This window comes from Pseudomonas sp. B2021 (genome assembly GCF_018135665.1).
Taxonomy (GTDB): domain Bacteria; phylum Pseudomonadota; class Gammaproteobacteria; order Pseudomonadales; family Pseudomonadaceae; genus Aquipseudomonas; species Aquipseudomonas lactis.
In genome coordinates this window covers 1,180,398-1,203,228 of sequence record NZ_SMOF01000001.1, presented here as the reverse complement: position 1 = coordinate 1,203,228, position 22,831 = coordinate 1,180,398, and the positions used below count along the sequence as shown (strand labels likewise).

Sequence of the window (22,831 nt, the reverse complement as noted above, 5' to 3'; positions counted from 1 at the left end):
GGGCGTACCTGTTATTCATTTTCGCTGCGGGTTTCAAGCATCCACTCTTCACCATGAACTTGCAGGTCGAACGTGATCGGCCGGCAACACACTTGGCAGTCTTCTATATAGGTCTGGTCCCCGCCAGACAAATCCACTGTTGTCTCGACCGCTTCGCCACAATAAGGACAATCGTACATCGCAGTTTCCAGCATCGCAGTCTCCAAGGTGACTTGTGCGTATAATCGCCGGTCTATTTACAGGGCTATTTCCGGCAGAGCCAGTTTACTCACGCCGCCCCTGCTATTTCCTTTACTTACCCTAGCCGTTTCTAACAAGAGAGCATGATGGGCGAATTCGATACCATCCGACCTTACAACGACAGCGAAGTCCCGGCAGTGCTGGCGCGTCTGTTCAGTGACAAGGCCTTTCTGGACATCCTGACCCACTTCCGCTTCCCGCGCTTTGCCGGCGCCCTGGGCTGGCTGCTCAAGCCGATGATCGCGCGCAAACTGCGCCGCGAGTTCGCGGGCGTCACCACCGTGGCCACGCTGCAAGACAAAGTCGAGTACTACGTCGACCACACCATCGACCGGGCGACCGACGGCGTGACCTATACCGGCGTCGAGCAGCTCAAATCCGGTACCGCCTACCTGTTTCTGGCCAACCACCGCGACATCGTGATGGACCCGGCCTTCGTCAACTATGCCGTATACCACGCCGGCCTGCCGACGCCACGCATCGCCATCGGTGACAACCTGCTGCAAAAGCCGTTTGTCAGCGACCTGATGCGCCTGAACAAGAGCTTCATCGTGCACCGTTCGATCACCGGGCGAAAGGAGAAGATGGCGGCTTACAACCTGCTGTCGGCCTACATCAACCATTCGATCCGCAACGACTGCCAGTCGATCTGGATCGCCCAGGCTGAAGGCCGGGCCAAGGATGGCGATGATCGTACCGAATCGGCGATCCTCAAGATGTTCCACGTCAGCCGCAAGGACGAGCCGTTCGCCGAAGTCATCCAGTCGTTGAACCTGACGCCGGTGTCCATCAGCTACGAGTACGACCCTTGCGATGCCGCCAAGGCCCGCGAGCTGTATATCCGCGCCACCACCGGTACCTACAGCAAGGCACCGGGCGAGGACGATGTGAGCATTGCCCTGGGCATTACCGGCTATAAAGGCCGGGTGCACGTGAACTTTGCGCCGCCGATCACCGAGCGCTTTGAAGACACCAAGCTGCTGGCGGCAGAAATGGACCGGCAGATCCTGGGCGGCTATCGCTTGTTCCCGGTGCACTACCTGGCGTACGCGCAGTGGAGTGATGCCGACCCGCAACTGCAGGTGCCCAAGGCCGCGGACGTGTTCCCGGCCGATGAGCTGGCCAAGGCCAAGGCGGAATGGGAGCGGCGCTTGAACGATTGCCCGGCGGAGCACCGGCCTTACCTGGTGGTGCAGTATGCGACGCCGGTACGCAACCAATACCGAGTCAAGGCTGGGATCCCCCTGTAACAGTGAGCCCACAGGGGATATGTGGCAGGCGCTGATTCTGCAGGCAGTACATGGCCAGTGTGGGAGCTGGCTTGCCTGCGATAGCGGTGGTTCAGTTAAAGATCCAGTGGCTGATACACCGCCTTCGCGGGCAAGCCCGCTCCAACATTTGACTTGCAGTAGCCTTAAAAGCGAGTGCTGAGCCAGGAGATGGCCAGGGCCAGGCCAAGGCAGGCGAACCCGACGCGGTACGCCAGGCGATGCGCCCGTTCGGTGCGCGTATCCAGAAACAGCATCGGCTGGTCGATAGCGCGCTCTTCGCTGCGCAGGGCCAGGTCGGCCATCGCACGCTGTGCATGCAGGCGGGTGATGAACAGCACCCAGGCGCCCGAGCAGGCAACCAACAGGGCAACAATATTAATGAGCAGTGCGGGCAGCGCCATCGCAAACCTCGGTGAACCAGTGTTCGGGTATCAGTCCAGATACACACCTGAACGACAGTCGCCTCCTGCGCCTTTAATGCTCCTTCCCCATGGACGGCTAATGTATCCAGTAATTTACGCCGTCACCTGAACGTCACCTTAACAAGCCACTCTGTTGCCCTTCGACGCTTGAGGAGCTTGTCATGTTGCATGCGCAAAACCAGGATCGGCTGTACCTGATCGCCCAGAGCGAGGAACAGGAGGCGCTGATCGGCAGCCTCGCGTTCAACGTTCAGGACCGCCATTGGCTGGTGTATTGCGCCCTCGGCGGGCATCAGCATGCCGACCTGCCGGAGCTGGACTTGCTCACCGGCGTGAGCATGCTGGACTTTTATGTCGATACGGCGGCATGACCAAACTACAGGCACAAAAAAACCGGGCTCAGTGATGAGCCCGGTTTTTTTTATAAGCGGCTTATTGCGCGCTGAGCAGTTGACCGATGCTTGGGTCCTTGAACAGGCGGGTCAAGGCATCGCTGAGCACGTCGCTGACCAGCTTGGTGTTGGTTTCCTGGTTGGGAGACATGCCGAAACGCTGGTTGAGCGAGGCAGCGTAGCGGCCACTGTAGCGGCGAGTACCGGCGCTGACGTCAGACTTGAAGGTGGCGCCGATGGAAGCCTCGGTCACGTACAGGCCGTCTTTGGGCGACTGGTATTTCAGCTCGGCCAGGGTCACGGTCAGTTGCGGCACGCCTGGCGAGTTGGTCGGCGTAAAGCCCAACAAGCGCACAGCAGCTTCAGCCTGGGCCTGCAACTTGGGCAGCACATCCTGGCCGCTCACCGAAATCAGCGCGGTCTCAGGGTACAGGCCGCCACGTGAACCCAGGGTTGGCGACGGGCGACCGTCGACCACGCGCACCGACACCGGCTGGCCGTGGCCTACCGCAGCCAACGGCGCAGTGACTTTAGGTTGCGGGCTGAGTTGTTGCGGGCTGTTGGCGCAGCCGACAAGGGTCAAACTGGTCACAGTGATCAAACCGAACAACAGGCGTTGCAACATCGCATTTCTCCAGGACTAGGTGCAGACAGGTCGCCAGTATAACGGTGCACGCGCGCCACTCACCAGCGATCCTGAACGGCGGCTGAAGCCCTGTGCAAATTACAAATTCGCATAAATTCGTCACTCCAGTGTCATGCCACACTGGCAACCTTCAAGCATGTAACACACCAGGTACACAGCCATGCGCCTTCTCAAGACCCTGTTCATGTCGCACGCCCGTCATCGCCACTTTGCCCTACTCGACGCCCACGGTCATTGCCTGGCCTTCAAGCAGTGCAGCCTGCCGCCCGTCGGTGAAGGCTGGGTGGAAGTGACCGAGACTCACCTGGGCTGGATGCACCGCCCACTGCCCGCCAGCGCCCGGGTCAGCCCGCAGGTTTTTCGCCCACGGCACCGGCAAGCGTTGGCCTCCTGACCGGCGCCCTAATAAAAGTCATAAAACACGCCCATTTCCCTGGCGTTCTTCGCTACAATCTCCCCCCGATTATAAGGACGTCTCCTGATCGGGCCTCGCAGCATCGTTAATGCCCAGGCATTAGCCCCCAAATCGCCCACAGAGAGCCGCCCACACAGATCGAGTGAAGCTGGCGTGCTTGCTGTTTCCTTTGCAAACCACCCCGTCTTTTATCGAATCTGCCAGAGCTGCCATTGCGCTCGGCCACTTGAGTTGTTTGCCCGTTTTGCCGCGTGTCGGCAGAGATTTGCGGGCCAGGTGCCAGGCTGGGGCAGCCCTTTTTTGAGGTTCACGTCTTCAAAAGAGCGTGAAAAAACGGGTTTTCACAACTTCACAAGAGTGTGGCGAGCAAATGAATAGTTTGGCGTTTGTACAAGCACCATCAGCGTCTGGAACAGCCCAATTACACAGGACCGAGCACGCCTCAAAAACCGGAGCTTGAGCCTGTCCGCTACGGATTGGTTGCACGAATCGCACGCTTTGACCATAAGTCGAATTGCCACAGGCGCCCATGAATGCGTTCATAGGCACATTAGCCCGGCAGGAAGCGTGTGCTGAAGTTGCAAAGAATTGCGAATCGGACATGGCGATCCTGGCCATGGGTAACCTGGGGCAACACGTGAACCGCCCCGTCACTCCTGGCAGCCATGCCGACAATTTGGTGCTGCAGATTTTGGAGACGCGTTAAATGGCGCATAACGAAGCAGTCGACGTAGTACTGGTAGGGGCCGGCATCATGAGTGCCACCCTGGCCGTACTGCTCAAAGAGCTCGACCCCGGCCTCACGCTGGAAGTCGTTGAGCTGATGGATTCGGGTGCCGCGGAGAGTTCCAACCCGTGGAACAACGCCGGTACCGGCCACGCGGGGCTGTGTGAGCTGAACTACACGCCGCAGGCCGCCGATGGCTCCATCGACATCAAGAAAGCCGTGCACATCAACACCCAGTTCGAGGTGTCGAAGCAGTTCTGGGCTTACCTGACCAAGAAGGGCACCTTTGGCTCGTCCAAGTCGTTCATCAGCCCGGTGCCGCACCTGAGCTTCGTGCAGGGCGACAAAGGCGTGTCCTTCCTCAAGAAGCGCTTTGAGACCCTCAGCCAGCACCACGCGTTTTCGGACATGCACTACACCGAAGACCGCAGCGAAATGGCCGAGTGGATGCCGCTGATGATGCCGGGCCGCCCGCTCGACGAAAAAATCGCCGCCACCCGCGTGATGAACGGCACCGACGTCAACTTTGGCGCGCTGACCAATCAGTTGCTCAGCCACCTGACCAGCTCGCCGGACGCCCAGGTCAAGTACTGCAAACGCGTGACCGGCCTCAAGCGCAACGGCGCAGGCTGGACCGTGAGCATCAAGGACGTCAACAGCGGCAACAGCCGTGACGTCGATGCCAAGTTTGTGTTCCTCGGCGCTGGCGGTGCGGCGCTGCCGTTGCTGCAGGCCTCGGGCATCGAAGAGAGCAAAGGCTTCGGCGGCTTCCCGGTGAGCGGCCAGTGGTTGCGTTGCGACAACCCGGAAGTGGTCAAGCAGCACCAGGCCAAGGTCTACAGCCAGGCTGCCGTGGGTTCGCCACCGATGTCCGTGCCGCACTTGGACACCCGCGTGGTGGATGGCAAGAAATCCCTGCTGTTCGGGCCATACGCCGGCTTCACCACCAAGTTCCTCAAGCACGGCTCGTTCCTTGACCTGCCGATGTCGATTCGCGCCGGCAATATCGGCCCGATGCTGGCCGTGGCCCGCGACAACATGGACCTGACCAAATACCTGGTCAGCGAAGTGCGCCAGTCCATGGAACAGCGCCTGGAATCCCTGCGCCGCTTCTACCCCGAGGCGAAAGCCGAAGACTGGCGCCTGGAAGTGGCCGGCCAGCGCGTGCAGATCATCAAGAAAGACCCGAAGAAAGGCGGCGTGCTGCAATTCGGCACCGAGTTGGTCGCAGCCAAGGACGGTTCGCTTGCGGCGCTGTTGGGTGCCTCCCCAGGCGCCTCGGTGACCGTCTCGATCATGCTGGAGTTGATCGAGCGTTGCTTCCCGCAGAAAGCTGCCGGTGAATGGGCCACCAAGCTGCATGAGATCTTCCCGGCGCGCGAGAAAGTGCTGGAGACGGACGCCGAGCTGTATCGCAAGATCAACACGCAGAACAACATCAGCCTTGAGCTGGTGGAGCAAAGCAACGAGGCTGAAAGCTACGCGTGAGGTCGTGACGCAGAGCGTCACAGAATGCATTCCCACGCAGAGCGTGGGAACGAGCGCGAAACGCCCCGGTCTCTCATGAGGCCGGGGCGTTTTTTTGTGGCTCGGATAATCAGCCGCGGGCGTTGTCGATCAGCTCGATGTATTCGGCGGCGTTACGCTGGTCCTTGATCAGGTCAACGAAGGTCTGGCCATGCTCATCCTTGCCATCCAGGTCCAGGCCTGCTGCCTTGAAGAACCCCAGGAAACGCTCGAAGTCGTCGATACGCAGGCCGCGATAGGCCTTGATCAGTTTGTGCAGGGACGGCGACGTCGCATCAACCGGCTCGAAGTCCAGGAACAACTTGATCTGGTCGTCACCGATTTCGTCGCCAATCACCTGTTTCTTATCTTTACGCATTACCGACTCCAGCCTGCAGACATTTACACGGGGCTAGAAGTCTACCTGCGCGACGCCGGATGTGGGAGGGGGCTTACCCTAATACCTGTAGGAGCGAGCTTGCTCGCGAAAAACTCAAAGGCGCCGCGTTTATTCAGGAAGCACGCGTTATCGTTGACGTTTTTCGCGAGCAAGCTCGCTCCTACGATTTCAGTGTTCAGTCGAACTGGGCAAGCATCCAGCGGTGATACTCCGCCATCCCCACCTCGCCTTCACGAGGCGCCCAGCTTGCCAGTTCGCCATCGCCAACAGGACGATAAGGGCCTGCTTTGCATTCAAACATGATGCTGTCTGGCTCCAGCACCACCAGGCCATGAAAAACGCCGGGCGACAGGTCGACGCCCTGGCATTCCCCGCCCGCTTCCAACACACGCTTGCTCAACACTTTGCCCGTCTCGCTGAAAATCAGGATTCCCAGACGCCCTTTGAGCACCAGCAAGGTCTCAGCCTTATCGGCGCTCAGGTGACGGTGAGGCTGCACATAGGTGCTGGGCTGCAAACCCACCGCCATGCGATGACAAGGCTCTTGCATCTCATGGAAGTTAACGTTTTGACGGCCACGGGGATTGGCGGCCGCTTTCTCGGCCAACTCGGCAAACAGCGTCTGATCAAGAAAGCGGGCCATCGATTACATTCCTTTAACGGCGTAGATGCCATTGGCGTTACGCCAGTAGCCCTTGTAGTCCATGCCATACCCGAAGATATAACGGTCGACGCACGGCAACCCGACAAAGTCAGCTTTCAGCTCTGGGCGGGCCTTGCGGTCGTGGTCTTTGTCGATCAACACAGCAGTGTGCACTTTGCGTGCGCCGGCATGTTTGCAGAAGTCGATGATCGCACCCAGGGTGTGACCTTCATCGAGGATGTCATCGATGATCAGCACATCGCGGTCGATGAACGACACTTCCGGCTTGGCCTTCCAGAACAAGTCGCCACCGCTGGTCTCATTGCGATAGCGGGTGGCGTGCAGGTAAGAGGCTTCCAGCGGGAACTGCAGGTGAGTGAGCAATTTACCGGCGAAGATCAGGCCACCGTTCATCACGCAGAAAACCACCGGGTTGGTGTCGGCCATTTCGCGGGTGATGTGCGCGCCGACCTTGGCGATCGCTGCTTCGACTTGCGCTTCGGTGTACAGGCAGTCAGCCTCGTGCATGATTTGACGGATATGCTCGAGATCAGCAGACATGGCGCTCTCCAAGGGGGTGCTGTGGCAAGAAAAGCGGGCGAAGGTACGCTTCTCGTGCGCTCCAATCAAGCCTTTATGGACTAACGTACTTGATGTCTATAGGACAACACCCTCGGATAGATTAATCTAGGCCGGTTTTTTTGCCCGCCGCCGGAGCCTTTCCTATGCCCACTCGCGAGATCCGCCACCCGCTGATCCGACACAAACTCGGCCTTATGCGCCGTGCCGACATTAGCACGAAGAACTTCCGTGAGCTTGCTCAGGAAGTCGGAGCGTTGCTCACTTACGAAGCCACCAAGGATTTGCCCTTGGAAACCTACGAGATCCCCGGTTGGGCCGGCCCCGTACAGGTGGAGAAAATCGCCGGTAAGAAAATTACCGTCGTCCCTATCCTGCGCGCCGGTATCGGCATGCTTGAAGGTGTACTCAGCCTGATTCCGGGCGCCAAGGTCAGCGCCGTGGGCGTGGCCCGCAATGAAGAAACACTGCAGGCCCACACCTACCTGGAAAAACTCGTCCCGGAAATCAACGAACGCCTGGCCATGATCATCGACCCGATGCTCGCCACCGGCAGTTCCATGGTTGCCACCATCGACCTGCTGAAAAAAGCCGGTTGCCGGGACATCCGCGCCATGGTGCTGGTGGCCGCGCCCGAGGGCATCGCCGCCGTCGAGAAGGCCCACCCGGATGTACAGATCTACACCGCGTCCATCGATGAGCGCCTGAACGAACACGGCTACATCATCCCGGGCCTGGGCGATGCCGGTGACAAGATCTTCGGCACCAAGCAGAAGGACGCGTGAGCATGCAGGATGAATTCAACGACCCGCTTTGGCGCCAGATCCTGTCTGGCGCACAAATGCTCTTCGTAGCATTTGGCGCGTTGGTGTTGATGCCGCTGATCACAGGTCTTGATCCAAACGTCGCGCTGTTTACCGCAGGCCTGGGCACATTGCTGTTCCAGGTGGTGACAGGGCGGCAGGTGCCGGTGTTTCTGGCATCGAGCTTCGCGTTCATCACTCCGATCATTCTCGCCAAGGGCCAGTTCGGCCTGGCGGCGACCATGGGCGGCGTGATGGCGGCGGGTTTCGTCTATACGTTCCTGGGCCTGGCCGTGAAGGTCAAGGGCACCGGTTTTATCGACCGGCTGCTGCCGCCCGTGGTCATCGGCCCGGTGATCATCTCGATCGGCCTGGCCATGGCGCCGATTGCCGCCAACATGGCCATGGGCAAGTCCGGCGACGGTGCCGAGTTGATCCATTACCAAACGGCGATGCTGATCTCGATGCCAGCACTGCTCACCACTTTGATCGTGGCCGTGTTCGGCAAGGGCATTTTCCGCCTGGTGCCGATCATCTCCGGCGTGCTGGTGGGCTTTGCCATGTCGTTCTACTTTGGTGTGGTCGACACGGCTAAGATCGCCGCCGCACCGTGGTTCGCCCTGCCCCACTTCACCGCGCCGGAGTTCAACTGGCAGGCGATCCTGTTTATCGTCCCGGTGGCCCTGGCCCCGGCGATCGAGCATATCGGGGGTGTGATTGCGGTAGGCAGCGTGACCGGCCGCGATTACCTGAAAAAGCCTGGCCTGCATCGCACGCTGCTGGGTGACGGTATCGCCACCACGGCTGCCGGCATGTTTGGCGGCCCGCCGAACACCACCTACGCCGAAGTGACCGGCGCCGTGATGCTGACCAAGAACTACAACCCGAAAATCATGACCTGGGCGGCAGTGTTTGCCATCAGCCTGGCGTTCATCGGCAAGTTCGGCGCGCTGCTGCAGAGCATCCCGGTGCCGGTGATGGGCGGGATTCTGTGCCTGCTGTTCGGCTCGATTGCTGCGGTGGGGATGAACACGCTGATTCGCCACAAGATCGACCTGGGCGAGGCGCGCAACCTGGTGATTGTGTCGGTCACCCTGGTGTTCGGGATTGGCGGTGTGCTGGTGGGTACCGGCAACGGCCCGGATGATTTCGGCCTCAAGGGCATTGCCCTGTGTGCGGTGGTAGCGATTGGCTTGAACTTGCTGCTGCCGGGCAATGATGGCTGGAAGAACAAGAAGCCGGATGAGCCGTTGATCTAAGCCTTCCAGTTTTCTGGTGTAGCTGATGGCCTCATCGCGGGCAAGCCCGGCTCCCACAGGGAAATGCGTTTTCCTGTGGGAGCCGGGCTTCCCCGCGATGAGGCCCTTACAGCCTGTAAAGAATTAGAGCTTGCCGAGCCCGTCGATCAGCGCCTGGTTCTGCTCCGGCGTCCCGATGCTGATCCGCAGGAACTGGGCAATCCGCTCCTGCTTGAAGTGCCGCACAATCACCCCTTGCTCACGCAACTTGGCGGCTAGCCCTGCAGCGTCATGCCGCGGGTGACGCGCGAAGATGAAGTTCGCCGCCGACGGCAACACCTCAAACCCCTTGCTCTCTAATTGCGCGACGACCTGGTTGCGGCTGTCGATCACCCACTGAGTGGTCTTCTCGAAGTATTCACGGTCGTCAAACGCGGCCGCCGCGCCAACAATCGCCAACCGATCCAATGGGTAGGAGTTGAAGCTGTTCTTGACCCGCTCCAGCGCCTCGATCAGGTCTGGGTGGCCCACGGCCAGGCCCACACGCAAACCGGCCAGTGAGCGCGATTTGGACAGGGTCTGGGTCACCAGCAGGTTCGGGTAACGGTCCACCAGGCTGATGGCGGTTTCGCCACCGAAGTCGATATAGGCCTCGTCGACCACCACCACCGAATCTGGGCTGGCCTTGAGGATCTGCTCTACCGCGTCCAGCGCCAGTACGCAGCCGGTGGGCGCGTTCGGGTTGGGGAAGATAATCCCGCCGTTGGGCCTGGCGTAGTCAGCGACGCGAATCTGGAACTGCTCGTCCAATGCCACCGCGTCGAACGTGATGCCGTACAGGCCGCAGTACACCGGGTAGAAGCTGTAGCTGATATCCGGGAACAGCAACGGCAGATCGTGCTGGAACAGGCCGTGGAAGATGTGCGCCAGGACTTCATCGGAACCGTTGCCGAGGAACACCTTGCCGGCGTCGATCCCGTAATACCTGGCCACGGCCTGCTTGAGCAGGTCGCTGTTGGGGTCCGGGTACAGGCGCAAGTTGTCGTTCAACTCGGCCTGCATTGCCGCCAGCGCCTTGGGCGATGGGCCGTAGGGGTTTTCATTGGTGTTGAGCTTGACCAGCTTGGTCAGCTTCGGTTGCTCACCGGGCACGTAAGGCACCAGGTCCTTGACGAAAGGGCTCCAGAATTTGCTCATGCCTTACTCTCCCTTGACGATGCGGTATTCAGCGCTGCGTGCGTGCGCGCTGAGGGATTCACCACGGGCCAGCACCGAGGCGGTCTTGCCCAGCTCGGAAGCGCCTTGTGGCGAGCAGAAGATAATCGACGAGCGCTTCTGGAAGTCGTACACCCCCAGCGGCGACGAGAAACGTGCAGTGCCGGAGGTCGGCAACACGTGGTTAGGGCCGGCGCAGTAGTCGCCCAGGGCTTCGCTGGTGTGGCGGCCCATGAAGATCGCCCCGGCGTGACGGATCGACGGCAACCAGGCCTGTGGGTCCGCTACGGACAGCTCAAGATGCTCCGGTGCGATGCGGTTGGCCACTTCGATGGCCTGCTCCATGTCACGCACCAGAATCAGCGCACCACGGCCGTTGATCGACTTCTCGATGATCTCGGCACGCTCCATGGTCGGCAGCAGTTTATTGATGCTGGCGGCGACCTTGTCGAGGAACTCGGCATCGGGGCTGACCAGGATCGCCTGGGCGTCTTCATCGTGCTCCGCCTGGGAGAACAGGTCCATGGCGATCCAGTCCGGGTCGGTCTGGCCGTCACACACCACAAGGATTTCCGAGGGGCCGGCGATCATGTCAATACCGACCTGGCCAAAGACATGGCGCTTGGCGGTGGCGACGTAGATATTGCCAGGGCCAACCACCTTGTCGACCTTCGGCACGCTTTCGGTGCCATAGGCCAGTGCTGCAACGGCCTGGGCGCCACCGATGGTGAACACGCGGTCGACGCCGGCGATGCAGGCGGCAGCCAGCACCAGCTCATTGATTTCGCCACGCGGGGTCGGAACCACCATGACCACTTCGGTCACGCCGGCGACTTTGGCCGGGATGGCATTCATCAACACCGACGATGGATACGACGCTTTACCGCCCGGCACGTACAGGCCGGCGCGGTCCAGTGGCGTGACCTTCTGGCCCAGCACCGTGCCGTCGGCCTCGGTGTAGCTCCAGGAGTCCTGCTTCTGTTTTTCGTGGTAGCTGCGTACCCGCGCCGCTGCGACTTCCAGGGCTTCGCGCTGTGGCGCGGTGATGCGCGTCAGCGCCAGCTCCAGGCGTTCACGCGGCAGGATCAGGTCGGCCATGGACTTTACGTCCAAGCCGTCGAACTGGCGGGTGAAGTCCACCAGCGCCGCATCACCGCGTTCGCGCACGGCCTTGATGATGTCGAGCACCCGCTGGTTGACCGAGTCGTCAGACACGCTTTCCCAGCTCAGCAGATGATCCAGATGATGGGCGAAATCCGGGTCGGCAGCGTTGAGTCGGGCAATTGCAGTGGACGTGGTCATAGCGAGGGCCTCAATAGAATTGGCAAAAACTCAGGCGCCCTAAACTAGCAGTCGTTTCCGCTTGGGCACCTGAGAATTCTGGCTATGAGGCGGATAGACGGGCGCAGCTCTTCAGCTACGCGGGTGAGTCAACCGCGGTGTCGAGACTCCACTGCCTTGCGCAGGGTGTCGATCAACGCCTGGATACGGGCGTGCTGCATCTTCATCGATGCCTTGTTGACGATCAGGCGGGAGCTGATGTCAGCGATGAAATCCTGGGGTTCCAGACCGTTGGCACGCAGGGTGTTGCCGGTGTCGACCACGTCGATGATCTTGTCGGCCAGGCCGATCAGCGGTGCCAGCTCCATGGAGCCGTAGAGCTTGATGATATCGACCTGACGACCTTGTTCGGCGTAGTAGCGCTTGGCAACGTTGACGAACTTGGTGGCGACCCGCAGGCGGCCCTTGGGCTCGACGTCACCGACGCGGCCGGCGGTCATCAGTTTGCACAGGGCGATGCGCAGGTCCAGGGGCTCGTACAGGCCCTGGCCGCCGTATTCCATCAGCACGTCCTTGCCGGCAACACCCAGGTCGGCGGCGCCATGTTCAACGTAGGTCGGCACGTCGGTAGCCCGCACGATCAGCAGGCGCACGTCGTCCTGGGTCGTGGGGATGATCAGCTTGCGGCTCTTGTCCGGATTCTCGGTCGGCACGATGCCCGCTTCAGCCAGAAGCGGCAACGTGTCGTCAAGGATGCGGCCCTTGGACAGTGCGATGGTCAACATGGGAAATGTCAGTCCTTCATCAGGCTATTGCTGTCCGGTCACAAACGGCGCCAGACACAGATCGAGGCCATGACAGCCTCGATTTGAAACAAACCAGTGTTTGTCGGAGCCAGCTTGCTCGCGAAGAACGTCAACGATAACGCGTTTATTCAGACTTCACGCGGTGACCATGAGTTCTTCGCGAGCAAGCTCGCTCCTACATCCTACAGTGCAGTGGGGGTTAGCCCGGTACGCGGCGGATTTTTGCGCCGAGCATCTGCAGTTTCTCTTCGATGCACTCATAACCACGGTCTATGTGGTAGATGCGGTCGATCAGGGTGTCGCCTTCGGCGCACAGTGCCGAGATTACCAGGCTGGCCGAAGCACGCAGGTCGGTGGCCATGACTGGCGCGCCCTTGAGCTTGTCGATGCCGGTGACGATAGCGGTGTTGCCTTCGACCTGGATCTTGGCGCCCATGCGGTGCAGTTCATACACGTGCATGAAACGGTTTTCGAAGATGGTCTCGATCACGGCACCGGTGCCTTCGGCAATTGCGTTCAGGGAGATGAACTGCGCTTGCATGTCGGTCGGGAACGCCGGATACGGAGCAGTACGCACGTTGACAGCTTTTGGCCGCTTGCCGTGCATGTTCAGCTCGATCCAGTCTTCGCCAGTGGTGATCTCTGCGCCGGCTTCCTTGAGTTTTTCCAGTACGGCTTCAAGGATGGTCGGATCGGTGTCCTTGACCTTCACGCGGCCACCGGTCACGGCAGCGGCAACCAGGTAGGTGCCGGTCTCGATGCGGTCAGGCATGACTTTGTAAGTGGCGGTGTGCAGACGCTCTACACCATCAATAGTGATGGTGTCGGTGCCAGCGCCGGAAACTTTGGCGCCCATGGCGTTGAGGAAGTTGGCCAGGTCGACCACTTCCGGCTCACGCGCGGCGTTTTGCAGCACGCTGCGGCCTTTGGCCAGGGCAGCGGCCATCATAATGTTCTCGGTACCGGTGACGCTGACGGTATCGAAGAAGAAGTTCGCGCCACGCAGGCCGCCTTCCGGCGCCTTGGCCTTGATGTAGCCGCCTTCGACGTCGATGACTGCGCCCATGGCCTCAAGGCCACGGATGTGCAGGTCGACCGGACGCGAACCAATGGCGCAACCGCCAGGCAAGGCCACTTCGGCTTCGCCGAAACGGGCAACCATCGGGCCCAGCACCAGGATCGACGCACGCATGGTTTTCACCAGTTCGTACGGGGCGATCAAGGTCTTGATGGTGCGCGGGTCGATTTCGACCGCCAGCTTCTCGTCGATCACCGGCTCAATGCCCATGCGACCGAACAGTTCGATCATGGTGGTGATGTCGTGCAGGTGCGGCAGGTTGGCCACAGTCACCGGGCCATCGCACAGCAGGGTCGCTGCCAGGATCGGCAAGGCGGAGTTTTTCGCACCGGAAATGCGGATCTCGCCATCAAGGCGGGCACCGCCGGTAATAATCAATTTATCCATAAGAATCTCGACGCCTTGGGGGCTCAGGTGCGCTCGGCCCAGGCCGCGCGGCTGAAAAATTTCATAGTGACCGCATGGATGCTGCCATCGGTGATCCATGGGTTCAAATGGGCATAGATCTGCTGCTGACGCTTGACCGGGCTCAATGCCGCCAGTTCATCGCTAATCACGTTCAGCTGGAAATTGCAGCCTTCGCCTTCAACTTCTACAGTCGTTTCCGGCAGCTTTCCTTCAAGGAAGCTCTTAACTTCTAGGGCCTGCATGCTCAACCTCTATCGGCGCCCAGTGCGCACGGGTCGCACATCATACAAAAAAGCCCCGCGCCTGCGAACCCCGCATAGCAGGACTCTGACGGGGGGCTTCTTTAATAATGTGTATTAAGGATGCGCCAAAAGCTCGGTCAAACCGGAAACTTCGGCAATTTCGCGCATGTCTTCTGGCAACGCACGGATGCTGACCGGTTTTTTCGCCGCCTCGGCATCACGCATGAAGCACAGCAACAACGACAGGCCAACACTGCTGGACTTGGTCACCGCCGAGCAATCGAGCACCAGTTCTGGCGCCTTGCTGGCCTTGATCAGCGCCTGGCCCTGCTTGCGCAGGTCAGGCCCGGTGCGGTAATCCAGCACGCCGCTGAGGAACAGCTCGCCGGCATCGCCGATACGAACAGCCGACTCGGTCATTGCGCAGGCTTCCCGGCAGCTTTGTCGGTTTCTTCCTTGGCCTTGGCCACTTCACCGGCCCAACCATTGATGGTCTTGTCCAGGTCGTTGCCATTGCGCTGCATTGCGTCGGCGAACTGATCACGGAACAGCTTGCCGATGTTGATACCGTTGATGATCACGTTGCGCAGTTTCCACTCGCCGTTGATCTTCGTCAGGGTGTAGGACACTGGGTACACGGCGCCATTGCTGCCGGAGACTTTCATCCCGACTTCAGCACGGTCGCCCGACTCGTCCTTGGGCGCATCAACGACAATGCCCTGGTTGTTGTATTCCAGCAGAGCGTTACCGTAGAACTGGAACAGGCCCTTCTTGAAGTTTTCCTGGAACGTCTGCATCTGCGCAGGCGTAGCCTTGCGCGAATACTTGACCGTCATGATGCTTTTGGAAATACCTTCAGCATCGACCACAGGGCCAACGATCGTGTTGAGCGCGTTGTAAAACTTGGAAGGGTCTTGCTTGTACTGTTCTTTGTTAGCCTTGAGGTCAGCCAGCATTCTGCTGGTAGTGTCCTGCACCAAATCGTGGGCAGAACCTGCCGCGTTGGCCATTATCGGCAATGCTGCAAGCAGTACCAGCAGGCCACGTCGCAAGGTAGAGATCATGAACAGATTCCTCATTTGGCGTCTTTATTGACCGTATTGAGCAAAAATTTTCCGATCAGGTCTTCAAGCACCAGCGACGACTGTGTGTCGTGGATGGTCGAACCATCCTTGAGCAGGGCTGTTTCCCCGCCCACGCTGACACCGATGTACTTCTCGCCCAGCAACCCCGCAGTGAGGATAGATGCTGTGGAGTCAGTCGGCAGATTATCCACCTTCTTGTCCAGTTGCATCGTCACCCGACCGGTAAAGCTGTCGCGGTCCAGATCGATTGCCGTGACCTTGCCGATGGTGACACCGGCCATGGTCACTTTGGATCTGACCGTCAAACCGGCGATATTGTCGAAGTACGCGTAAAGTTTATAGGTATCGGCGGTAGGGCTGGCCGAAAGGCCGCTGACTCGCAGGGCCAACAACAGTAAAGCCAGGATGCCAGCCAGCAAGAAAAGGCCGACACCGATTTCCACAGTGCGGTTTTGCATCAGAAATCTCCAAACATCAAGGCGGTCAAAATGAAGTCAAGGCCCAGTACCGCCAGCGAGGCGTACACAACGGTCTTGGTAGTGGCACGGCTGATCCCCTCTGAAGTGGGCTCGCAGTCATAGCCTTGGAATACGGCAATCCAGGTCACCACAAAGGCAAAGACAATGCTCTTTATGATGCCGTTGAGCACGTCACCGGTGAAGGTCACGCTGTTTTGCATGTTGGCCCAGTAGGAGCCGTCGTAGACCCCCAGCCAGTCAACCGCCACCCACGAACCGCCCCAGATACCCACCACGCTGAAGATCATCGCCAGCAACGGCAGGGAAATGAAGCCGGCCCACAGGCGCGGGGCAACAATGTACTTGAGCGGGTCCACGCCGATCATTTCCAGGCTGGACAGCTGCTCGGTGGACTTCATATTGCCGATTTCAGCAGTCAGCGCCGAACCTGCACGCCCCGCGAACAACAAGGCGGTGACCACGGGGCCAAGCTCACGCAACAGAGTCAGGGCCACCATCTGCCCTACCGCCTGCTCCGAGCCGTAGCTGGACAGGATATTGAAACCCTGCAGCGCCAGCACCATGCCGATGAACACGCCGGAGACCACGATGATCACCAGGGACATCACCCCCACCGAGTGCAGCTGCTTGACCAGCAGGCCAAAGCCGCCGCCGATGCCGCCGCGCCCCAGCAAGGCGTGGAACAGGAAAATGGTCGAACGCCCCAGCACTTCGACGATGTCGATGCCCGAGCGACCGAAAAGGCGAACCTTCTCGATAAGAGATGTCTTGCGCATCAGCGCTTCCCCAGAAGATCTGAGCGGTAGTCCGCTGCCGGAAAGTGAAAAGGCACCGGGCCATCGGGGTTGCCGGTCATGAATTGGCGAATACGCGGGTTATCGGCATTCATCAACTCTTCAGGCGTACCCTGCCCCAGCACCTGACCATCACCTACTACATACAGGTAGTCGGCAATGCTCGCGGTTTCGGCCAGGTCGTGGGACACCACGATACTGGTGATCCCCAGTGCATCGTTGAGCAGGCGGATCAGGCGCACCAACACGCCCATGGCGATCGGGTCCTGGCCCACGAATGGCTCGTCGTACATGAGGATCTGTGGGTCGAGGGCGATGGCCCGTGCCAGGGCGACACGGCGCTTCATGCCGCCGGACAACTCGTCCGGCATCAGGTCGATGGCACCGCGAAGGCCCACGGCCTGCAGTTTCAGCAACACGATGTCACGAATCATCTCGTCGGACAGCTGGGTGTGCACCCGCAGCGGGAAGGCCACGTTTTCGAACACATCGAGGTCGGTGAACAGCGCGCCGCTCTGGAACAGCACGCCCATGTGCTTGCGCGCATCGAACAGATCGCTACGCGACAGCGTCGGCAGGTTCTGGCCGTTGACCCACACTTCCCCGGCACTGGGGCGCAATTGCATGCCCATCAGGCGCAACAGGGTGGTCTTGCCGCAACCGGAAGGCCCCATGATGCCCGTGACCTTGCCGCGAGGAATGCGAATATCGACGTTATTGAAGATGCTGCGCGTCCCGCGCTTGAAGGTAAGACCCTTCAGCTCGACCGCGTAGGCGTTATCGGCACTCATCTAATCTCCTTGGGATGCAGCCTTTCACTCAGACACCATGTGTGCGACTTTGGTTTTCAACTGATGCGCAATAGTAAGGCACATGGGTTGGGCGGACCGAACTGGCGGCGAACTATATCACTGCTGGTACAGAGCGCCCAAGGCCGGAACAGCGCTGGTTCAGATTTGAGACAGGGAAAAACGTTGCTTGCTATGTTACCGAAGGTGCTTTTCAGTTATCCCGCGCACAAAGCCTGACGAACTTGCGTGAGGGAATCGATCATTACCGCTATAATCGCCGACTTTTCGTCAGGCTATACGATTTCAGACATGAGCCAATCCAGCGACCTTATTCAATCCGCACAACGCACCATACGCCTTGAGCTTGAAGCCGTAGAAGGCTTGCTGGCGCATATCGACGCGGATTTCGTGCGCGCCTGCGAGATGATTCTGGCCAGCAAGGGCCGCGTTGTGGTGGTCGGCATGGGCAAGTCCGGCCACATTGGCAACAAGATCGCCGCGACCTTGGCGAGCACCGGGACCACGGCGTTTTTCGTGCACCCGGCCGAAGCCAGCCACGGCGACATGGGCATGATCACCAAGGATGACGTGATTTTGGCGCTGTCCAACTCCGGCACCACCAACGAAATCGTGACCCTGTTGCCGCTGATCAAGCGCCTGGGCATCCAGATGATCAGCCTCACAGGCAACCCTGAGTCAACGCTGGCCAAGGCCGCCGACGTCAACCTGAACGTGCACGTGGCCCACGAGGCCTGCCCGCTGAACCTGGCGCCCACCTCCTCCACCACCGCCGCACTGGTGATGGGCGATGCCCTGGCGGTGGCACTGCTGGAGGCTCGCGGGTTTACCGCTGAAGACTTCGCGTTTTCCCATCCCGGTGGTGCACTGGGCCGTCGCCTGTTGCTGAAAGTGGAAAATGTGATGCACAGCGGCACAGAATTGCCGAGCGTTCCACGCGGCACCCTGCTGCGGGATGCGCTGATGGAAATGACCCGCAAGGGCTTGGGCATGACCGCCATCGTCGAGACCGATGGTCGGCTGGCGGGGATCTTCACCGACGGCGACCTGCGTCGCACCCTGGACCGCACCATTGATATCCACACCGCCACCATCGACGCCGTGATGACCCCTCACGGCAAGACCGCGCGCGCCGAAATGCTCGCGGCTGAAGCGTTGAAGATCATGGAGGACCACCGGATAGGCGCACTGATCGTGGTCGACCACGATGATCGGCCGATCGGGGCCCTTAACCTTGGCGACTTGCTGCGCGCAGGAGTGATGTAAATGACCAGCGACCTGATGCAACGCGGTAAAAACATCAAACTGGCGATTTTCGACGTTGACGGCGTGCTGACGGATGGCCGCCTGTACTTCCTCGAAGACGGCAGCGAATTCAAGACCTTCAACACCCTCGACGGCCAAGGCATCAAGATGCTGATGGCAGCGGGCGTGCAAACCGCAATTATCAGCGGTCGAAAAACACCGGTTGTGGAACGCCGCGCACAAAACCTCGGTATTCCTCACCTGTATCAGGGCCGCGAGGATAAACTGGTGGTGCTGGACGAGCTTCTTGGCCAACTCAACCTAAGCTATGAACAGGTCGCCTATCTGGGCGACGACCTGCCAGACCTGCCGGTGATTCGCCGGGTGGGCCTGGGCATGGCCGTCGCGAATGCCGCAGCGTTTGTGCGCGAACACGCCCATGGCATCACCACCGCCCGTGGCGGCGAAGGTGCCGCCCGCGAGTTCTGCGAGTTGATCCTGCGTGCCCAGGGCAGTCTTGAAGCGGCCCACGCCGCCTACCTATAGAGCGTTATATGCTGAGCAAAAAGATTCGCAACTTCCTGTTATTCGGGGTCATCGCCGCGCTGCTCCTGGCGGTGGGCTACTGGAATATCAGCCCGGAGCGCTTTCTCGACAAGCCTGTTGCGCAGGTTGACGAAGGCCTTATCGACTATTACGCCACCAATGCCTACAGCATTCAGTACCTGCCCGACGGCAAGGTGCAGTATGAATTGACGTCGGACAAGGTCGAACACTTGAAGGTAGCCGACGTTAGCCTGCTGACCAATCCGGACCTGAACCTGTATCGCGGCACCGAATTTCCCTGGCACGTCACCAGCAAGCGTGGCGAAGTGAACGCGGACGGCACCGAAGTTGAACTGATCGACTCGGTTCGCGTCGCACGTACAGACGCGCAGAACCGCGACACCATCATTACCAGCAGTCGCATGACCGTATTCCCACAGAAGCAATATGCGCAGACCGAGCAAGACGTTAGAATCGACGGCGCTGGCGGTGTATCGACTGGCAAGGGAATGAAAGCGTATTTGAAAGAAAGCAGGATACACCTGCTATCGAACGTAAGAGGACAGTATGAGGCTCGTTAAAACCCTCCCTATTTTGCTCGGTCTGGGCGCAGCACTGGGAAGCGTGAGCGCCTGGGCTCTGCCGAACGATAGCCAGCAACCGATCCATATTTCGGCTGACGATGCACAGCTCGATGACAAGAAAGGTGTCGCCACCTATACCGGCGGCGTGATCATCACCCAGGGCTCGATGAAGATTACCGGTAACACGGTGACTCTGACGCGCACCCCCGCAGGCGACATTGACGTGGTGACGTCGGTGGGCAACCTGGCTTATTTCGAGCAGAAGCAGTCCGCCACCGACACCGGCCCGATGAAGGGCTACGGCAAGACCATCCAGTATCACGCCCAGCAGAATCGCATCGTACTGATTGACCAGGCCAAGGTGCTGAGCCCGGACGGCAACTCCACGGAAGGTGAAAAAATCACCTATGACACCGTGAAGCAGATCGCTAACGCCGGTCGCGCCAACGGCAACAAGGTCACCGCACCCCGCCCACGCATCGACATGGTTATCCAGCCGAAGAAGAAGGCCGAGTAATGGCAACCCTGAAAGCCCAGCATCTGGCCAAGGCCTATAAAAGCCGCCAGGTGGTACGCGACGTCAGCCTGTCGATCGACAGCGGCCAGATCGTCGGCCTGCTAGGCCCTAACGGTGCCGGCAAAACCACCTGCTTCTATATGATCGTCGGGCTGGTCCAGGCAGACCAGGGTCGTGTATTGATCGACGACCTGGACGTCAGCCACCAACCCATGCACGGCCGTGCACGGGCAGGTATCGGCTATCTTCCCCAGGAAGCGTCGATCTTCCGCAAACTGTCGGTAGCCGACAACATCATGGCGATCCTCGAGACCCGCAAGGAACTTGATCGCGATGGCCGCCGCCAGGAGCTGGAAAGCCTGTTGCAGGAATTCCACATCAACCACATTCGCGACAACCTCGGCATGAGCTTGTCCGGTGGTGAGCGTCGCCGCGTGGAAATCGCTCGCGCCCTGGCGACTGCGCCGAAATTCATCCTGCTGGATGAACCCTTCGCCGGTGTCGACCCGATTTCGGTGGGTGACATCAAGCAGATCATCCATCACCTCAAGGCCAAGGGCATTGGGGTGCTGATCACGGACCACAACGTACGCGAGACCCTGGATATCTGCGAAACCGCTTATATCGTCAACGATGGTCAGCTGATTGCCGAAGGCGATGCCGAGACGATCCTGGCTAACGAGCTGGTGAAGGAAGTGTACCTGGGTCACGAGTTCCGCCTGTAAACACAGGGGTATCGCGCTTTTCCCTTGAGCGCGCGGGAGTCAATAGAAACCTCGGTTTTTTTATTGTTACCGCGCTCTAGGCAAAGGCCCCGAGATCAGGCATATAATTTGCTTATGTTTGGCGCTCACGCGCCCTGTCGTGGATGGCGCATTGCGCCGGCGAATAAGGTGTTAAGCCCCTGCCATGAAACCATCGCTAGTCCTGAGAATGGGCCAGCAGCTGACGATGACACCGCAGCTGCAACAGGCCATCCGCCTGCTCCAATTGTCGACCCTGGACCTGCAACAGGAAATCCAGGAGGCCTTGGAGTCCAATCCGATGCTCGAACGCCAGGAAGAAGGCGACGACTTCGACAACGCAGATCCGCTGGCCGACAACATCGAGCAAAAACCCAATCCCGACGTGCAGGAACCCTCCTATCAGGAAACCGCCCCGACGGTGGACAACCTGGAGGAAGGCGACTGGAATGAACGCATTCCCAACGAGCTTCCCGTGGACACCGCATGGGAAGACGTCTACCAGACCAGCGCCAGCAGCCTGCCGAGCAACGATGACGACGAGTGGGACTTCACCACCCGTACGTCGGTGGGCGAGAGCCTGCAGAGCCACTTGTTGTGGCAACTGAACCTGGCGCCGATGTCCGATACCGATCGCCTGATCGCGGTCACCCTGATCGACTGCATCAACAACCAGGGCTACCTGGACGAAACCCTCGACGAGATCCTCGAGGCCTTCGACCCGGAACTGGACATCGAACTGGACGAAATCGAAGCCGTCCTGCACCGCATCCAGCAATTCGAACCCGCCGGCATTGGTGCCCGCACGCTCAGCGAGTGCCTGTTGCTGCAACTGCGCCAACTGCCGGCCAAGACGCCATGGCTCACCGAAGCGCAACGGCTGGTCAGTGACTACATCGACCTGTTGGGCAGTCGCGACTACAGCCAACTGATGCGCCGCATGAAGCTCAAGGAAGATGACTTGCGCCAGGTCATCGAGCTGGTGCAAAGCCTCAACCCGCGTCCGGGCTCGCAGATCGAATCCAGCGAAGCCGAATACGTGGTCCCCGACGTCATCGTGCGCAAGGACAACGAACGCTGGCTGGTGGAGCTGAACCAGGAGTCGGTACCGCGTCTGCGGGTCAACCCGCAGTACGCCGGTTTTGTGCGCCGCGCTGACACCAGCGCCGATAACACCTTCATGCGCAACCAGTTGCAGGAAGCGCGGTGGTTCATCAAGAGCCTGCAAAGCCGCAACGAAACCCTGATGAAAGTCGCGACCCAGATCGTCGAGCACCAGCGCGGTTTCCTGGAATACGGCGACGAGGCCATGAAGCCTCTGGTGCTGCACGACATCGCCGAAGCCGTCGGTATGCACGAATCGACGATTTCCCGGGTCACCACGCAGAAATTCATGCATACCCCACGGGGTATTTATGAGCTGAAATACTTTTTCTCCAGCCACGTCAGCACCTCCGAAGGCGGCGAATGCTCGTCCACGGCGATCCGCGCGATCATCAAAAAACTGGTTGCCGCGGAAAATCAGAAAAAGCCGTTGAGTGACAGCAAGATCGCTGGTTTACTGGAGGCACAAGGCATTCAGGTCGCCCGTCGAACCGTCGCCAAGTACCGCGAGTCCCTAGGGATCGCGCCTTCCAGCGAGCGTAAGCGTTTGATGTGACGGGCGGGCCACAGCGTTCCAGTGGTGGGTATTCCTGCCCACCGCTTTATGCACTGG

At 59.7% G+C, this 22,831-nt stretch carries 29 protein-coding genes; 13 read left to right on the top strand and 16 right to left on the bottom strand.

Annotation, left to right across the window (positions count from 1 at the left end):
• Positions 1–11: 11 nt before the first annotated feature.
• On the bottom strand, positions 12–194 hold the full coding sequence (locus E1K68_RS05385; protein WP_003188623.1) for a CPXCG motif-containing cysteine-rich protein: 183 nt from the start codon (positions 192–194) through the stop codon (positions 12–14).
• A gap of 132 nt (positions 195–326) precedes the next feature.
• On the opposite strand from E1K68_RS05385, the gene E1K68_RS05380 reads away from it, so the two are divergent.
• The gene (locus E1K68_RS05380) at positions 327–1,490 is read left to right on the top strand and encodes a 1-acyl-sn-glycerol-3-phosphate acyltransferase (RefSeq protein WP_003188622.1); all 1,164 of its coding nucleotides are present in this window, start codon (positions 327–329) and stop codon (positions 1,488–1,490) included.
• Positions 1,491–1,654: 164 nt separating this feature from the next.
• On the opposite strand, the gene E1K68_RS05375 is transcribed toward E1K68_RS05380, so the two are convergent.
• Complete coding sequence (locus E1K68_RS05375; protein WP_003188621.1) at positions 1,655–1,912, bottom strand: hypothetical protein; 258 nt, start codon at positions 1,910–1,912, stop codon at positions 1,655–1,657.
• Positions 1,913–2,094: 182 nt separating this feature from the next.
• Here E1K68_RS05375 and E1K68_RS05370 point away from each other — a divergent pair, with 182 nt between their 5' ends.
• Positions 2,095–2,304 (top strand): hypothetical protein, encoded by a 210-nt coding sequence (locus tag E1K68_RS05370; protein WP_003188620.1) that lies wholly within the window; start codon positions 2,095–2,097, stop codon positions 2,302–2,304.
• Between the two features lie 61 nt (positions 2,305–2,365).
• On the opposite strand, the gene E1K68_RS05365 is transcribed toward E1K68_RS05370, so the two are convergent.
• Complete coding sequence (locus E1K68_RS05365) at positions 2,366–2,950, bottom strand: YajG family lipoprotein (protein WP_094774461.1); 585 nt, start codon at positions 2,948–2,950, stop codon at positions 2,366–2,368.
• 181 nt (positions 2,951–3,131) lie between these two features.
• On the opposite strand from E1K68_RS05365, the gene E1K68_RS05360 reads away from it, so the two are divergent.
• The 3 genes from E1K68_RS05360 to mqo all read left to right on the top strand — a co-directional run bounded on the left by E1K68_RS05360 (position 3,132) and on the right by mqo (position 5,601).
• Positions 3,132–3,365: a hypothetical protein gene (locus tag E1K68_RS05360; protein WP_003188617.1), complete on the top strand. Its 234-nt coding sequence runs from the start codon at positions 3,132–3,134 to the stop codon at positions 3,363–3,365.
• Positions 3,366–3,915: 550 nt separating this feature from the next.
• Positions 3,916–4,092: a hypothetical protein gene (locus tag E1K68_RS05355; protein ID WP_212614934.1), complete on the top strand. Its 177-nt coding sequence runs from the start codon at positions 3,916–3,918 to the stop codon at positions 4,090–4,092.
• Entirely contained in the window at positions 4,093–5,601 is a 1,509-nt protein-coding gene (gene mqo, locus E1K68_RS05350; RefSeq protein ID WP_137204037.1) for a malate dehydrogenase (quinone), read from the top strand. It abuts the gene before it with no gap.
• 109 nt (positions 5,602–5,710) lie between these two features.
• Here mqo and E1K68_RS05345 read toward each other — a convergent pair whose 3' ends face one another.
• From E1K68_RS05345 to E1K68_RS05335, 3 genes are all read right to left on the bottom strand, one after another.
• A complete protein-coding gene (locus tag E1K68_RS05345; protein WP_017845962.1) occupies positions 5,711–5,998 on the bottom strand; it encodes a PA4642 family protein in 288 nt (95 codons plus the stop codon).
• Between the two features lie 196 nt (positions 5,999–6,194).
• Positions 6,195–6,662: a WbuC family cupin fold metalloprotein gene (locus tag E1K68_RS05340; protein ID WP_003188613.1), complete on the bottom strand. Its 468-nt coding sequence runs from the start codon at positions 6,660–6,662 to the stop codon at positions 6,195–6,197.
• A 3-nt stretch (positions 6,663–6,665) separates the two neighbouring features.
• On the bottom strand, positions 6,666–7,223 hold the full coding sequence (locus E1K68_RS05335; protein WP_003188610.1) for a hypoxanthine-guanine phosphoribosyltransferase: 558 nt from the start codon (positions 7,221–7,223) through the stop codon (positions 6,666–6,668).
• 164 nt (positions 7,224–7,387) lie between these two features.
• Between E1K68_RS05335 and upp the strand changes: the two genes are divergently transcribed.
• Together upp and E1K68_RS05325 are read left to right on the top strand one after the other, a co-directional pair.
• Positions 7,388–8,026: a uracil phosphoribosyltransferase gene (upp, locus tag E1K68_RS05330; protein ID WP_003188608.1), complete on the top strand. Its 639-nt coding sequence runs from the start codon at positions 7,388–7,390 to the stop codon at positions 8,024–8,026.
• 2 nt (positions 8,027–8,028) lie between these two features.
• On the top strand, positions 8,029–9,303 hold the full coding sequence (locus tag E1K68_RS05325) for a uracil-xanthine permease family protein (protein ID WP_034134877.1): 1,275 nt from the start codon (positions 8,029–8,031) through the stop codon (positions 9,301–9,303).
• Between the two features lie 123 nt (positions 9,304–9,426).
• On the opposite strand, the gene hisC is transcribed toward E1K68_RS05325, so the two are convergent.
• From hisC to E1K68_RS05275, 10 genes are all read right to left on the bottom strand, one after another.
• A complete protein-coding gene (hisC, locus tag E1K68_RS05320; protein ID WP_034134876.1) occupies positions 9,427–10,479 on the bottom strand; it encodes a histidinol-phosphate transaminase in 1,053 nt (350 codons plus the stop codon).
• A gap of 3 nt (positions 10,480–10,482) precedes the next feature.
• Positions 10,483–11,799, bottom strand: a complete 1,317-nt coding sequence (gene hisD, locus E1K68_RS05315; RefSeq protein WP_003188601.1) for a histidinol dehydrogenase — start codon at positions 11,797–11,799, stop codon at positions 10,483–10,485.
• Between the two features lie 128 nt (positions 11,800–11,927).
• Positions 11,928–12,563, bottom strand: a complete 636-nt coding sequence (hisG, locus tag E1K68_RS05310) for an ATP phosphoribosyltransferase (RefSeq protein ID WP_003188599.1) — start codon at positions 12,561–12,563, stop codon at positions 11,928–11,930.
• 220 nt (positions 12,564–12,783) lie between these two features.
• Positions 12,784–14,049, bottom strand: a complete 1,266-nt coding sequence (gene murA / locus E1K68_RS05305; RefSeq protein ID WP_005784861.1) for a UDP-N-acetylglucosamine 1-carboxyvinyltransferase — start codon at positions 14,047–14,049, stop codon at positions 12,784–12,786.
• A gap of 23 nt (positions 14,050–14,072) precedes the next feature.
• Positions 14,073–14,312 carry a BolA family protein gene (locus E1K68_RS05300; RefSeq protein ID WP_003188597.1) on the bottom strand — a complete coding sequence of 80 codons (240 nt, stop codon included), beginning with the start codon at positions 14,310–14,312 and terminating at the stop codon, positions 14,073–14,075.
• 114 nt (positions 14,313–14,426) lie between these two features.
• Positions 14,427–14,732 (bottom strand): STAS domain-containing protein, encoded by a 306-nt coding sequence (locus tag E1K68_RS05295; RefSeq protein WP_003188596.1) that lies wholly within the window; start codon positions 14,730–14,732, stop codon positions 14,427–14,429.
• Positions 14,729–15,376 (bottom strand): ABC transporter substrate-binding protein, encoded by a 648-nt coding sequence (locus E1K68_RS05290; protein WP_003188594.1) that lies wholly within the window; start codon positions 15,374–15,376, stop codon positions 14,729–14,731. Before E1K68_RS05290 ends, E1K68_RS05295 begins: the two co-directional genes overlap by 4 nt.
• Before the next feature lie 11 nt (positions 15,377–15,387).
• Entirely contained in the window at positions 15,388–15,855 is a 468-nt protein-coding gene (mlaD, locus tag E1K68_RS05285) for an outer membrane lipid asymmetry maintenance protein MlaD (RefSeq protein ID WP_003188593.1), read from the bottom strand.
• Positions 15,855–16,652, bottom strand: coding sequence for a lipid asymmetry maintenance ABC transporter permease subunit MlaE (gene mlaE / locus E1K68_RS05280; RefSeq protein WP_003188592.1), 798 nt, complete (start codon positions 16,650–16,652; stop codon positions 15,855–15,857). The genes mlaD and mlaE overlap by 1 nt, the downstream gene beginning before the upstream one ends.
• A complete protein-coding gene (locus tag E1K68_RS05275; protein WP_003188590.1) occupies positions 16,652–17,461 on the bottom strand; it encodes an ATP-binding cassette domain-containing protein in 810 nt (269 codons plus the stop codon). Before E1K68_RS05275 ends, mlaE begins: the two co-directional genes overlap by 1 nt.
• 309 nt (positions 17,462–17,770) lie before the next feature.
• On the opposite strand from E1K68_RS05275, the gene E1K68_RS05270 reads away from it, so the two are divergent.
• From E1K68_RS05270 to E1K68_RS05245, 6 genes are all read left to right on the top strand, one after another.
• A complete protein-coding gene (locus E1K68_RS05270) occupies positions 17,771–18,745 on the top strand; it encodes a KpsF/GutQ family sugar-phosphate isomerase (RefSeq protein WP_003188589.1) in 975 nt (324 codons plus the stop codon).
• Complete coding sequence (locus E1K68_RS05265) at positions 18,746–19,270, top strand: HAD family hydrolase (protein WP_003188588.1); 525 nt, start codon at positions 18,746–18,748, stop codon at positions 19,268–19,270. It abuts the gene before it with no gap.
• Positions 19,271–19,278: 8 nt separating this feature from the next.
• Positions 19,279–19,851, top strand: coding sequence for an LPS export ABC transporter periplasmic protein LptC (gene lptC / locus E1K68_RS05260; RefSeq protein WP_003188586.1), 573 nt, complete (start codon positions 19,279–19,281; stop codon positions 19,849–19,851).
• Positions 19,838–20,371 carry a lipopolysaccharide transport periplasmic protein LptA gene (gene lptA, locus E1K68_RS05255; RefSeq protein ID WP_003188584.1) on the top strand — a complete coding sequence of 178 codons (534 nt, stop codon included), beginning with the start codon at positions 19,838–19,840 and terminating at the stop codon, positions 20,369–20,371. The genes lptC and lptA overlap by 14 nt, the downstream gene beginning before the upstream one ends.
• On the top strand, positions 20,371–21,096 hold the full coding sequence (gene lptB / locus E1K68_RS05250; protein ID WP_003188582.1) for an LPS export ABC transporter ATP-binding protein: 726 nt from the start codon (positions 20,371–20,373) through the stop codon (positions 21,094–21,096). Before lptA ends, lptB begins: the two co-directional genes overlap by 1 nt.
• Positions 21,097–21,280: 184 nt before the next feature.
• Positions 21,281–22,774 carry an RNA polymerase factor sigma-54 gene (locus tag E1K68_RS05245; protein WP_003188580.1) on the top strand — a complete coding sequence of 498 codons (1,494 nt, stop codon included), beginning with the start codon at positions 21,281–21,283 and terminating at the stop codon, positions 22,772–22,774.
• Positions 22,775–22,831 lie beyond the last annotated feature (57 nt).